Origin of the sequence: Halomonas elongata DSM 2581 (genome assembly GCF_000196875.2) — a bacterium.
In the GTDB taxonomy this organism is placed as follows: domain Bacteria; phylum Pseudomonadota; class Gammaproteobacteria; order Pseudomonadales; family Halomonadaceae; genus Halomonas; species Halomonas elongata.
Window position 1 is genome coordinate 234889 of the sequence record NC_014532.2, and the last position, 13225, is coordinate 248113.

Annotated in this window: 12 protein-coding genes; 8 read left to right on the forward strand and 4 right to left on the reverse strand. The window is 61.3% G+C overall.

Annotation, left to right across the window (positions count from 1 at the left end):
• The first annotated feature begins 126 nt into the window (after positions 1–126).
• Positions 127–957 (forward strand): UDP-2,3-diacylglucosamine diphosphatase, encoded by an 831-nt coding sequence (locus HELO_RS01020; RefSeq protein ID WP_013330957.1) that lies wholly within the window; start codon positions 127–129, stop codon positions 955–957.
• Positions 958–980: 23 nt separating this feature from the next.
• On the opposite strand, the gene HELO_RS01025 is transcribed toward HELO_RS01020, so the two are convergent.
• Positions 981–1529 carry a TetR/AcrR family transcriptional regulator gene (locus HELO_RS01025; protein ID WP_041601833.1) on the reverse strand — a complete coding sequence of 183 codons (549 nt, stop codon included), beginning with the start codon at positions 1527–1529 and terminating at the stop codon, positions 981–983.
• A gap of 110 nt (positions 1530–1639) precedes the next feature.
• Here HELO_RS01025 and HELO_RS01030 point away from each other — a divergent pair, with 110 nt between their 5' ends.
• Positions 1640–2299, forward strand: coding sequence for a glutathione S-transferase family protein (locus tag HELO_RS01030; RefSeq protein WP_013330959.1), 660 nt, complete (start codon positions 1640–1642; stop codon positions 2297–2299).
• Here the strand turns inward: HELO_RS01030 and HELO_RS01035 are convergent.
• Entirely contained in the window at positions 2296–3228 is a 933-nt protein-coding gene (locus tag HELO_RS01035; protein ID WP_013330960.1) for an AEC family transporter, read from the reverse strand. The two genes, HELO_RS01030 and HELO_RS01035, sit on opposite strands and share 4 nt — an antisense overlap.
• Positions 3229–3447: 219 nt before the next feature.
• Between HELO_RS01035 and metF the strand changes: the two genes are divergently transcribed.
• Positions 3448–4290, forward strand: a complete 843-nt coding sequence (metF, locus tag HELO_RS01040) for a methylenetetrahydrofolate reductase [NAD(P)H] (protein WP_013330961.1) — start codon at positions 3448–3450, stop codon at positions 4288–4290.
• 113 nt (positions 4291–4403) lie between these two features.
• Here metF and HELO_RS01045 read toward each other — a convergent pair whose 3' ends face one another.
• Positions 4404–6587, reverse strand: a complete 2184-nt coding sequence (locus HELO_RS01045) for a TRAP transporter permease (RefSeq protein ID WP_013330962.1) — start codon at positions 6585–6587, stop codon at positions 4404–4406.
• Positions 6588–6674: 87 nt separating this feature from the next.
• Complete coding sequence (locus HELO_RS01050; RefSeq protein ID WP_013330963.1) at positions 6675–7652, reverse strand: TAXI family TRAP transporter solute-binding subunit; 978 nt, start codon at positions 7650–7652, stop codon at positions 6675–6677.
• Positions 7653–8166: 514 nt separating this feature from the next.
• Here HELO_RS01050 and HELO_RS01055 point away from each other — a divergent pair.
• From HELO_RS01055 to HELO_RS01075, 5 genes are all read left to right on the forward strand, one after another.
• On the forward strand, positions 8167–9066 hold the full coding sequence (locus HELO_RS01055; protein WP_225884854.1) for a sugar phosphate isomerase/epimerase family protein: 900 nt from the start codon (positions 8167–8169) through the stop codon (positions 9064–9066).
• Positions 9067–9213: 147 nt separating this feature from the next.
• On the forward strand, positions 9214–10113 hold the full coding sequence (locus HELO_RS01060) for a hydroxypyruvate isomerase family protein (RefSeq protein ID WP_013330965.1): 900 nt from the start codon (positions 9214–9216) through the stop codon (positions 10111–10113).
• Between the two features lie 36 nt (positions 10114–10149).
• On the forward strand, positions 10150–11835 hold the full coding sequence (locus HELO_RS01065; protein ID WP_013330966.1) for a GMC oxidoreductase: 1686 nt from the start codon (positions 10150–10152) through the stop codon (positions 11833–11835).
• Positions 11835–12389 (forward strand): gluconate 2-dehydrogenase subunit 3 family protein, encoded by a 555-nt coding sequence (locus HELO_RS01070; protein ID WP_013330967.1) that lies wholly within the window; start codon positions 11835–11837, stop codon positions 12387–12389. The genes HELO_RS01065 and HELO_RS01070 overlap by 1 nt, the downstream gene beginning before the upstream one ends.
• Positions 12390–12437: 48 nt before the next feature.
• Complete coding sequence (locus tag HELO_RS01075; RefSeq protein WP_013330968.1) at positions 12438–13223, forward strand: 3-keto-disaccharide hydrolase; 786 nt, start codon at positions 12438–12440, stop codon at positions 13221–13223.
• Positions 13224–13225 lie beyond the last annotated feature (2 nt).

Sequence of the window (13225 nt, forward strand, 5' to 3'; positions counted from 1 at the left end):
GGGGGATTCTCTGGCCGGCTTACGGCTTACGGCTTACGGCTTACGGACACAATATCGTCATCTGGCCGCCATGCTGTGGTCATGGCACGGGGGCATGCTGAGCGGGCATCGCTAGGAGATCGCCCCATGCCGAATCCCATGCCCGTGCGAACCCTGTTCGTCTCCGATGTCCACCTGGGAACCCGTGACTGTCAGGCGGAGCTCTTGGCACGTCTGTTGCGTCGCGTGCGCCCCGAACGTCTCTATCTGGTCGGCGATATCGTCGACCTCATTGCCATGCGCAAGCGAGCGGTACTCCCGCCGGCGCAGCAGCGCCTGGTGGCGCGTTTGCTGCGTCTGGCACGCAGTGGCTGCGAGATCATCTATATCCCCGGCAACCATGATGCTGCCTTCAGACGGTTGTGTGGCCTGAAGGTCCATCGCGTGCGTATCGAACATCGCATGGTGCATGCCACCGCCGATGGCCGGCGCCTGCTGATCAGCCATGGCGATGAGTTCGATACCCATGTCCGCATGGCTCCCTGGATGATGGCTCTCGGGGATGGCATGCATCAGTTCGTGCTGGCCCTGAATCGCTGGTGCAATCGAGGGCGTCGACTGCTGGGGATGCCTTACTGGTCGCTTGCCGCCGCGTTGAAGCGGCGTAGCGGTGCCGCCCAGCGTTATGTCGCCCAGTTCGAGCAGGCCGCTCTGCATCAGGCGGCCCGGGAGGGGCTGGACGGTTATGTCGGCGGGCATATCCACAAGGCCGGCTTCCGCGCCCGGGACGGCGTGCTCTATTGCAACGACGGCGACTGGGTGGAGCATTGCACGGCGCTGATGGAAGCGCCCAATGGTCGCTTGCAGTTGATCGACTGGCGCGGTGAGGTGATTGCCCGAGAACCTGCCATGGCCAACGGGCTCAAGTCCGGCGAGGCCGTGCCGGACGCGGTCGGGGCGGCGACCCGCGGCGCCTGAGTCGCCGGGCACGCACTCCAACTCTAGGCGTTCTCGATGTTTGCCAGTGCGCGGCAAGCGTCGAGCACTTCCTCGGCCAGGGCATCGTCATTGAGGGTGCGGGCGATCGCCATCCCGCCGATCATGGTGACGGCCTGCTGCAAGGCGCGCCGACGATTCTCCAGCGCTTCCTCTCCGGCGGTTTGGCAGTGGGCCACGAATCCGCTGAACAGGCGCGTATAGGCTTCGCGCACCTGGTCGTCCTGCTGGGCGACGTCGCTGACCAGGCAGGCCAGCGGACAGTTCACGTCCTCTCCCCGCCGGTGGGCCTCACTCAGATAGCCGAGCACGCGTTCCCGTGGATCGGCGTTCTGCAGGTGCGCCGCGTTGTTTCGGGCGGCGTGTCGCAGTGCTGCGGCATAGAGTTCGCCCTTGGAGGCGAAGTGGGCATAGAAGGCTCCACGAGTCAGGCCGGCCTGACGCATTACGTCATCGATGGTCGTGCCCTTGAATCCGTGGCGTGTGAACAGGGTGGCAGCGGCGTCCAGGATCTGGTGGCGGGTGCGGGGCTTGTGGTCGTCTCTCCAGGGCATGGGACCTCCTTGGCATCGTGACGAGTATGCCATGATGACGACCATATGTTCTTGAACATATGGTGCGGCGGTCTAGCCTGTTAGCAGTTTCCCGCGACAGGAGTCCTGACATGACCCAACCCGTGCATATCGTCGGCCCCCAGTTCAGCACCTTCGTGCGCAGCGTCCAGCTGTGCTGCGAGGAGAAGTCGATCCCTTACACGCTGGGCACCGAGGCCGGAGGTCGGTCCCTGGCGATACATTCGCCGGAGCACTATGCGCTGCATCCCTTCGGCAAGGTACCGATCCTGCTGCATGGCGAACGGCGCCTGATCGAGACACCCAGCATCTGCCGCTACCTGGATGCCGCTTTCGATGGGCCGGCCCTGCAGCCGGCGGAAACCTGGGCTCGGGCACAGACCGATCAGTGGACCGGCATCCTGGCCGGTTATGTGGATCAGGCCCTGGTGCGGCGCTATTTGCTGGAGTTCGTGTTCCCCAAGGGCGAAGGCGGAACCGTGCGTGAGGACGCGGTAGCCGACGCCCGGCCCGGGGTCGTCAAGGTATTGACGTTGCTGGAGGAGCAGTTGGCCGAAGAGGAGTATCTGGTGGGAGGTGACTTCACCATCGCCGACGCGATCGCCGCTCCCATGCTCGACTATCTCGCTGGTTTGCCCGGCGCCGAGGACTTGTTCGCCGAGACCCCGCGCCTGGTGGCTTATATCGAGCGGGTGCGGGGTCGGCCTGCGGCGAGTCGGGTACTGGTGGCGCCAGACCTGGGACGGGGCTAGCCGCCGACCAGTGGCGCCATCCATCCCAGGTACAGCGGAATCAGCAACGGCGCGGCCAGGGTGGTGATCAGCACGGCCAGTGCGCCCTTCTCCGGGGCAATGCCCAGCTCCATGGCCACCACCACCACATTGGCGGCCATGGGGACCACGCCGATCAACAGCAGTGCCATGGCGAATTCCGCCGGGATCCCGACCATGGCCTGCAGGCCGAGCACGACGCCCAGCGCCAGGAGTGGCCACAGCAGATAGCGGACCGCCACGCAGGCCCCGAGGAAGCGCCAGTCGAACTGGCGCAGCGTCACCCGGCCGAGCGTCATGCCGATGATCATCATGCCGAGCAGGGTATAGGTGGGCGGAAAGACCTCGAGCCCCTCCATGATGGCATCGGGCACGCCGATGCCCAGCGCCTCGACCGCCAGCGCCGCGAGGAAGGCATAGATCAGCGGCAGCCGGAGGATCTTGAGCAGGCTCTGGCGGGCCGAGAAGCGTCCGCGAGCGCTCAGATAGAAGCCCAGGGTGAATTCATAGAGGGTCACGCCCAGCACCCCGAACAGATACAGCGTCACACCTGCCGGCGGCAGCAGCACCAGGGCCACCGGCAGGCCGAAGTAGCCGGTGTTGCCGGTGCCGGCCGAGAAGGCCAGGACCGCGCTTTCCTCGTCGGGCAGGGCATGGCGCGCCAGGCGGTTGACCGTCAGGGCGACCAGACTGGCACAGAGGAAGAGCGCGCCGGTCACCAGCAGGTAGGCGGGAGTGGGGCCGCCCAGCACCAGGCCGCGGAAGAAGGTCAGGGGGGCGATCAGGTAGATCAGCAGGGTGGCGATGGGGCGTGGATCGACGGACAGGCGGCGGGCGGCGAGCCAGCCGAGTCCGACGAAGGCCAGAAGCGTCCATAGCGGGCCCATCAGTGTGCCGGGCTCCAGGGGCATGATCCCTCCATCCATGAGTCGAAACGGATGACTATCATGCCTGGGCGGTGCGGAGCTGTCAGCGGAGGAGGGGCTTATCGACTCACTTAGAGCCTCAGGTTATAGTTGCGCCGATTTTTATATGAAATATATCGATGGCGTCCAGCGAAACTTTCATTGGTCCCGATGTCCGGGAGTCGTCACAATGGCTGCGTCACCGATACAGACGAGGAATCACCGATGAGCGCGCAACAGTCCCCGCTGGATATCAGCTTCGAGTTCTTTCCGCCCAACACCGATGCCGGGCGCGACAAGCTGATGCGTGCCCGGGATGCGCTGGCCACACGGGATCCGCGCTTCTTTTCCGTGACCTATGGTGCCGGTGGTTCCACTCAGCATCGCACCCTGAGCGCCGTCAAGGCAGTGCGCGAGTGCGGCATCGATACCGCGCCCCACCTGTCGTGCGTCGGCAGCGAGAAGGCGCAACTGCGCGATCTGCTCAAGCGCTTCCAGGAGGATGGCGTCAAGCGGCTGGTGGCGCTGCGCGGCGACCTGCCGTCCGGCATGGGCGGAGTCGGCGAGTTGCGCTATGCCAACGAGCTGGTCGAGTTCATTCGCGAGGAGACCGGGGATCATTTCGAGATCGCCGTGGCGGCCTATCCCGAGTCCCATCCCCAGGCGCCCAGCTTCGAGCGCGATCTCGAGAACTTCGCCCGCAAGATGCATGCCGGGGCCGACATCGCCATCACTCAGTATTTCTTCACCGCCGAGGCGTATTTCCATTTCGTCGATCGCGCTCGTGCCCTGGGCGTGGAAGCGCCTATCGTGCCGGGTATCATGCCGATCACCAACTACACCAAGCTGGCACGCTTCTCCGACGCCTGTGGTGCCGAGATCCCGCGCTGGATCCGCAAGCAGCTCGAGGCCTATGGCGACGACAGCGAAGCCATCGCCGCCTTCGGCGAGGAAGTGATCTCGGGCCTTTGCCAACGTCTGCTCGACGGTGGCGCCCCGGGGCTGCACTTCTATACGCTCAACCAGGCCGAGCCGACGCTGAAGGTGCTGGACAACCTGCGGACTTGAGTCGCTCTGTACGCAGGCATTCACGGCCTGAAAGAGAGCCCACTTGATCGAAAAATGGAAGGGCCCCGCCGAATCATTCGGCGGGGCCCTTTTCGTCGCTGAGCGGGGAAGCGTCAGCCGGAGGCCACTGACCGGGTGCCGCCATCGTTGCGACCGCGCTGCAACAGGAAGAGCACGATACCGATGGCCAGGCCGGCCACGTCGGTCATCAGGCCGCCATAGATCATGCACAGCGCGCCGATCAGCATGACGATGCGCTGCCAGGCCTTCACCGGGCCGAAGAACCAGGCCTGCACAGTGGCCGACAGCAGCACGATGCCCAGGGTGGCAGTGGCACCGACCCGCAGGATCTGCATCCAGGAGCCTTCCATCAGCATCGCCGGGCTGTAGAAGAACATGAACGGCACGATGAAGGCCGCCAGGCCGATCTTGAAGGATGCCACCGAGGTGCTCATGGCCCTGTCGCCGGAGATACCCGCCGCCGCGTAGGAGGCCAGTGCCACCGGCGGGGTGATCGCCGAGACCACCGCGAAGTAGAACACGAAGAAGTGCGCCACCAGCGGCTGGATGCCGATCTCGATCAGGCCCGGAGCCACCACCGAGGCGGCCACCGCATAGGCTGCCGTGGTCGGCATGCCCATGCCCAGCAGGATCGAGATGCACATGGCGAAGAACAGCGCCAGCAGTTGGCTGACCCCGGCCAGGCCCAGCAACAGCGAAGAGAAGCGTGCACCGACGCCGGTCAGGGCGATCACGCCGACGATCAGGCCGGCGCAGGCGCACACGGCGATGATCTGGATCGACATGCTGCCGGCCAGTTGCAGTGCCGTGAGGATAGCCCGCAGGCCCATCTTGTTCGGTGACAGCCAGCTCACCACGGCCGCCGACGCGGTGGCCAGGGTACCGGCACGGATCACCGAATAGCCCATGAACAGTGCCGCGATCAGGATGATGATCGGCGCGAAGAGATAGACCTGCTTGACCAGGCGGCGGAAGCGAGGAATTTCATCGCTGCGCATTCCGCGCATGCCCTTGCGAGCCGCCTCGAAGTCCACCATGCAGTAGATCGAGAGAAAGTAGAGGATGGCCGGGATAATGGCTGCCACGGCGATCTCGGTATAAGGAATACCGGTGACCTCGGCCATGATGAAGGCCCCGGCGCCCATGATCGGCGGCATGATCTGCCCGCCGGTGGAGGCGGCGGCCTCGATGGCGCCGGCGCTGCGGGCCGGATAGCCGACCTTCTTCATCAGTGGAATGGTCAGCGAACCGGTGGAGACCACGTTACCGGCCGATGTGCCGTTGATCATGCCCATCAGCCCGGAGGCGAAGATCGATACCTTGGCGGGGCCGCCTCGGGCACGGCCGGCTGCGGCAAAGGCGAAGTTGACGAAGTAGTCGCCGACCTTGGAGGCCTGCAGGAAGGCGGCGAAGATGATGAACAGGATGATGTAGGTCGAGGACACCGCCGTCGTCGGCCCGAGGATGCCGGCGTCGGTATAGACCTGACTGAAGAAGCGGCCGACCGAGAGCCCCGGATAGCCGAGGAAGCCCGGCAGATAAGGGCCGGCGAAGACATAGGCCAGGAAGATGGCCGAGATGATCACCAGCGCCAGACCGGCAACCCGGCGGGTCAGCTCGAGAATCAGCAGCGAACCGGCGATGGCCGCGTAGGAAATGCCCATGGGGGCGAAGGAAGTGCCGGTGGAGGCGCGCAACGGGCTGTTGAACATCACCAGCAGATAACCGGCCACGGCCATGGCGCAGACCATCAGCACCAGATCCGCCGGCGAGAGGCGTTCCCGGACCTGTCGATAGCTCCAGGACAGCAGGATGCCGGCCACGGTGGCCAGGATCAGAGGATAGCCGAAGTGCCAGGCCTCGACCTCCGGGGCGATGCGCATGGCGCCGGCGCTCATTTCCTGCTGCATCATGACTACCCGCACCAGGGCGTAGAGAGCGGGGATCAGCAGGGCATAGCTCAGCCAGCGCATCCAGGCGGCGGAGCGCCGACCGTCATCGTCGGCGAACTGGGTGCCGGCGTAGAGGCCGTAGCCGAGGATCAGGGCGCCGGCGATATGCAGGATGCGAAACGACCAGGTCTCGAGGGGATAGATGTTGAGCGAGACCAGGTGAAAGAGGGAGTAGGCAATGGCGAGAGTACCGAACAACAGCCACTGCCAACCGTTATAGAGGCGTCGGTTGGCCTCGACAGCGACCTCATCGACGCCTTCGGCGTTGACGGTCGGGACGTCGTCGGAGGAGGCCTCGTCACGGGATTGGGGAGTATGCGACATGAAAACACCCTTGGGTGTGGAACGGAGGTGCAGACAGGTGGCCCCGCACCGGTGTAGCCGGCACGGGGCAATGGGACGCTCGGAGGCTTACAGCTTCAGGTCCTCGGGGATCTCGTAGCCGTTCTCCTCGTACCAACGCACCGCGCCAGGATGGAAGGGCAGCACGGTGTTGTACTTGAGGTTCTCCGGCACGCTGAATTCGGCGCTGCGATGGATGTCGCGCATCTTGTCGTTATTCTCCATGCTCAGCTTGGTGACCTCGTAGACGAAGTCTTCCGGCAGGTCACAGCCGGCGATGGTGAAGTTCCACATGGAGACGGCGCGGGCATCCTTCTCGAGTGTCTCGTAGGTGCTGGCCGGGATCTCGAAGGCGGAGACCGGGAACTCTTCCATTATCTTGGCCTGTTCTTCCTCGGTGAACTCGATGATGTTCACGTCGGTCTGGACCTCGAGCTGGCTGACGGCGGGGATCGGAATGCCGGCGGCGAAGGCGATGACATCGATCAGGCCATCCTGCAGTTGGCCGCCCAGGTCGTTCCAGCCGCCATTGCGCCGATCGAACTCGACGCCCAGGGTCTCGAGCATGGCCGGGAAGTAGGTGTCGGAGGTGGAAGCCGCCGGGCCGAAGCCGATGCTGGCGCCCTCGGGAATGTCGGAGATCGACTCGATGCCGCTGTCGGCCAGGGTAGTGATGGAGAACGGCGTCTCGTACATGGGGAAGAGCGCACAGACATTGTCCATCGGCACCCCGGGGGCCAGGGAGCTTTCGCCGGCCACGGCATCGGCGGCCGGTCCCATGGTGGTCAGGCCGAAGGCCACATCGCCGTTGTGCACCAGGGCGAGGTTCTGGTTGGGGCCGCCGGTGACTTCGCCGCCGCCGGACAGGCCGAGCTTATCGGCGATCAGGTTGGCCCAGCCAGAGCCGTAGACGAAGTAGGTGCCGCCTTGGCTTGCCGTGCCTACGGTGAAGTTTTCGGGCCAGTCGGCGCGATCGGCCTGGGCGGTGCCGGCGATCAGCATGGCGCCGGTCAGGGTGCCGGTGATCAGGCAAGTCTTGATGGTCATGGCGTGTCTCCCTTGCATTCTGGTTGTAGAGCGTCGATCCGATACCAGACCGACTTGGGTGTACGCCCCTAACATATAGCAAGGAACGCTCCAGAAGCGGGACAAAGCTTTCTATTCAGTTGGTTATATTTTCGAAGCACGACCAAAGTCGAATTGGTCGAGGGGCGCTGGGGCCGGAATTTCACACAGCCCGGGCGGCTGCTTGTGCGAAATTCCGCACACAAGGTTTTGGCGATGCAGGCCAGCGAACAATGACTGATAGACGAAGGTTTTATCGACCAAAGTTTTATTCGGTTTATTCTTGTCGTGCTGTCGCTTTTAACCGGCATGGTTGAGGGACTTTGGCAGAGTGAAGCTAAACAGCATCATCCATGCCGCCAGGTGAAGTCGAGACTCATCTTGCGAATCGATTGGAAATTGCCTATAGGTATGTAACCGGTTACATGAGGTGTGTCTTCATCCAAGACCAGGCAAATCATGGTCGGCCTTTGGTCGTCGAGATCGATGATCTCTCATGACAAGAAACAAAGAAGGGGAGCTTCAGGACATGGAAAGAGAAAGTCTCAAGATCACATCAGTGATGAAGCGGATTTCCATCATGGCGTCCATGCTCATGATGGGATCTGTCGTTACCACGCCAGCTATCGCAACGGAAGAAAGCCAGGATCTGCCTATCGCCGTACAGATGTATACGATGAGAGATCATGGTTCCACGGAAGAGCAGTTTGCCGCCGTCAACCGGGCTGGCATCAAGGCGATAGAAACCGTCGGAGATCATGGTGTATCCGCGGAACGCATGAATGAGCTTCTGGAAGCGTACGATCTCGATATCATCGCCTCACATGTCGGCCTTGATGAAATGCGCAGCGATAGCAATGAGGTCGTCGATTTCAACAAGGCCGTTGGAAACGACACCATCGTCATTCCCTACCTCGAAGAAGACGCTCGCCCCGATAGCGCCAGCGGCTGGAAAGAGCTGGGGAAAGAACTCGGTAGCATGGCGGAAAAACTCGATAAAGAAGACATGGCGCTTGCCTACCACAATCATGATTTCGAAATGCAGGAGTATGGTGACAAGACAGCGCTGGAGTTGCTCTTCGATGCCGCGGGCCCTGCCCTGAAGAGCGAGATCGATCTTGCCTGGGTCGAGCGGGCTGGTCTTGATCCTGCTGAGTATGTCACTCGTTTCGATGGTCGCCTGTTCGCTGTGCATGCCAAGGATAATGCGCCTCAGGGCGAGGCAACAGAAGAAGGTGGCTTCACCTCACTGGGTAATGGGGTTTTGGATTGGGAGACGATATTGCCGGCTGTCGAAGAAGCGGGTGCCAAGTGGTACATCATTGAGCACGACCATCCGCTCGATCCTGAAGACGTCATAACGGTTGGAAACCGTTTCCTCAAGAATAACCTTTGACCAGGAATTGATGGTTTCGCTTTACCATGGACCGGTGATGTGACCTGCCTGAAGGCCAAGGAGTACAGGACGTCTCCCTTGGCCCGATCGGCCGATCATCCATATTGCCGGTCATCCATCTCATGATCCGACAATAAGAGAACTCACATGGTGAGACATCCTCTCAGCAGGCGTCGTTTCTTGTGCAATACCGCGACCGGCACTCTTGGCGTGTTGGCACTGGGCTCCCTTGGCCCGGGGGCGCTTGCCGACAAGATGCCGAAAGACTCGGCGTTGAAGGGCAACATCCATCACTCCGTAGCGCGTTGGACATTCGATTTTCTCTCTCTGGAAGAGCTTTGCCAGCTTGTCCGGCGGATAGGCTTTTCCGCCATTGATCTTGTGGGTCCGGATCAATGGCACATTCTCAAGCGTCATGGTATCGACTCCTCAATGTGCAATGGGGCGGAGCCCAACCTGGAAGATGGCTGGAGTGACAAGAGTTTTCACTCCGCCCTGGTGGATAGTTACCGCCGGCATATCGACCTGGTAAGTGACGCTGGCTACAAGAATCTTATCTGCTTCAGTGGTAATGCTAGAGGCATGAGTCCGGAGGATGGGCTCGCCAATGCCGAGGAGGGGCTAAAGAAAATACTGGAGAAAGCAGAAAAGCGGGGCGTCACGCTGCATATGGAGCTCTTGAACAGCAAGATCGATCACCCGGATTACCTGTGTGATAACTCAGCCTGGGGAATAGAGTTGTGCAAGCGGCTGGATTCTCCGAATTTCAAGCTCTTGTACGATATTTATCATATGCAGATCAGTGAGGGTGACGTCATTCGCACCATCCGTGAGAACCATCAGTACTTCGGTCACTATCATACTGCCGGTGTTCCGGGGCGGCATGAACTCGATGAAAGCCAGGAGCTTTACTATCCAGCGATCATGCGGGCCATCAAGGAAACGGGGTTTGAGGGGTATGTGGCACAAGAGTTCATGCCGGACAGGGAAAGCAAGGAAGATAAAAAGCGGTCGCTAGAGTCCGCGATCAAGACATGCGATGTTTGATGCAAGTCTCCAGTTCAAGAATAAAGGAGTATAGCCGTGACGGAAAGGCATTATGACGCAATCGTGGTGGGTTCGGGCATCAGTGGTGGCTGGGCCGCGAAAGAACTGACCGAGAAAGGGTTGAAGGTTCTACTTCTCGAGCGTGGTCGCAACATTGAACATATAAAAGACTACAAGAATGCGGACAAGGAAGCGTGGGATTATCCCCACAGGGATCAGCCGACACAGGAGATGAAAGAAAAATTTCCTGTTCTCAAGCGTGATTACCCATTGAACGAGTCGACCATGGGGATGTGGGCCGATGAGCAGGACAATCCCTATATCGAAGAAAAGCGCTTCGATTGGTTTCGTGGATATCATGTGGGCGGTCGGTCGCTGTTGTGGGGGCGCCAGAGCTACCGCTGGTCTCCCATGGATTTCGAGGCCAATCTGCGTGAAGGTGTCGCCATCGACTGGCCCATTCGGTACGAGGATATGGCCCCCTGGTACGACTATGTCGAGCGCTTTGCCGGCATAGCGGGCAGCCGCCAGGGGCTGGATGTCCTGCCCGATGGACAGTTTCTTCCTCCCATCGAGCTCAATTGCGTCGAAGAAGACGTCGCCAAGCGTATCGAGAAGGCCTTCGGCGGCACTCGACACCTCATTCACAGTCGGGTCGCCAATATCACGCAGCCAAAACCCGAACAGAACCGGGTGAACTGCCAATACCGCAACAAGTGCTGGCTAGGATGCCCCTATGGTGCGTATTTCAGCACGCAGTCATCCACGCTGCCGGTCGCCATGAATACCGGCAATCTGACATTGCGTCCCTTCTCCATCGTTACCCAGGTGCTTTACGACAAGGACAAGAAGCGTGCGCGGGGCGTGGAGGTCATCGATGCCGAGAACAATCAGACCTACGAATACACTGCCGACGTGATCTTCCTCAACGCCTCCACGTTCAATTCCACCTGGATCCTGATGAATTCCGCCACGGATGTCTGGCCAGACGGCTTGGGCAGCAGCAGCGGTGAGTTGGGGCACAACGTGATGGATCACCACTTCCGCTGCGGTGCCAGCGGCGATGTGGAAGGTTACGAGGACAAGTACTACTTCGGACGCCGGCCGGCGGGCTTCTATATCCCGCGTTTCCGCAATGTCGGGGAGGATAGTCGCCAGTATCTGCGTGGCTTCGGCTACCAGGGCTCGGCCAGTCGGCAGCGCTGGGATCGAGAGATCGCGGAACTCAACATCGGGGCGGACCTGAAGCAGACACTCAGCCAACCCGGTGGCTGGACGATCGGCATGACCGGTTTCGGCGAAATGTTGCCCTACCACGAGAACCGCATTTCTCTCGATCGCAGCATTACCGATAAATGGGGCTTGCCGGTCCTCGCCATGAATGTGGAGATCAAGCAGAACGAGCGGGACATGCGCAAGGACATGGTCCAGGACGCGGTTGACCTGCTGGAAGCCGCCGGCGTGAAGAATGTCCAGGGAGAGGAAGACGATTACGCACCGGGCATGGGCATTCATGAAATGGGCACGGCGCGCATGGGGCGCGACCCGGCAACATCGGTTCTCAACCGCCACAACCAGGTATGGGATGCTCCGAACGTCTTCGTGACGGACGGCGCCTGCATGACCTCGGCATCCTGCGTCAATCCATCCTTGACCTACATGGCCCTGACCGCCCGTGCGGTCGACCACGCGGTCAGTGAGTTGAAGAAGGGGAACCTGTGATGAACCGCCGTGAACTGCTGAAGATGATCACCGTCGTGACCGGAACGGCCATGATCGGTGGCAATGCCCTGTTCGCCTATAGTGCCGACGCCAAAGGGAAGGGGAGGTTCGAGGCCCGGGATACCCGGCTTCTGGACGAGATCGCGGAAACCATCCTGCCACGGACCGATACGCCAGGCGCCAAGGACGCCAGGGTCGGCGAATTCATGACCGTATTCGTCACCGACTGCTATACCCCGCAGGAACAGGAGATCTTCCATGATGGCCTGGCGAAGCTCGATGCCCTCAGTCGTGCGGAGTATGACCGAGATTTCCTGAGCCTGGATGGCAGCCAGCGCGAGACACTGGTCAGCCGGCTCGACGAGGAAGCCAAGGCCCAGGTAGCCGCCGATGACACTCCTCACTATTTCACCATGATCAAGCAATTGACCCTGTTCGGCTTTTTCACGTCGGAAGTCGGGGCCAAGGAAGTGCTGCGCTTTGTCGCCGTTCCGGGGCGTTATGACGGTTGCGCGCCTTACGAGCCGGGGCAGCCCGCCTGGGCAACGACCTGATCGTCATGCTTCAAGGCAATGGCTTCAACTTTCAGGAGGAACGATAGCATGATGGAATATCTACGCCCCTTTGCGCCGCGCGGCTTGATGCTGATCGCCTGCGGCAGCTTGGTTTCCGCAGCCTGTGTCGCGGCTGACGACGGTGGCCAGGAACTCGAGCCCTGGCAGCAAGCCGAGAAGACGGAAGTCTGGGAGCCGGTACCCGAGCCGGTGCAGGCGCCAGCGGGCGGAGTGCCCTCGGATGCGACCGTGCTGTTCGATGGTACGAATCTCGATGCCTGGGAAGCCGAGGATGGCGGGGCGGCGCAGTGGCGGGTCGAGAACCGTGCCATGACGGTGAAGCCGGGATCAGGGGGAATTCGTACCCGGGAGGACTTCTGCGACGTGCAGTTGCATCTCGAGTGGCGAACTCCCGAGGACATCGCCGGCATGGACGGCCAGGACAGAGGCAATAGCGGCGTCTTCCTGCAGGAACGCTACGAGATACAAGTGCTCGATTCGTACGAGAACGAGACATACCCGAACGGCCAGGCGGCGTCGATCTACAAGCAGCACATCCCCCTGGTGAATGCTTCGCGTCCTCCCGGTGAATGGCAGAGTTACGACGTCATCTATACTGCGCCACGTTTCGATGATGCGGGAGAACTCGAGTCTCCCGCCTACGTGACGGTGTTGCACAACGGCGTGCTGGTCCAGAACCACGTGGAGATCCAGGGCACCACCGAATGGATCGGGGCGCCCTCATACGACGAGGCGCACGGCTGTGCTCCGCTCTATCTGCAGGATCACGACGCCGCCGTCAGCTTTCGCAACATCTGGATCAGGGAGCTATAAGC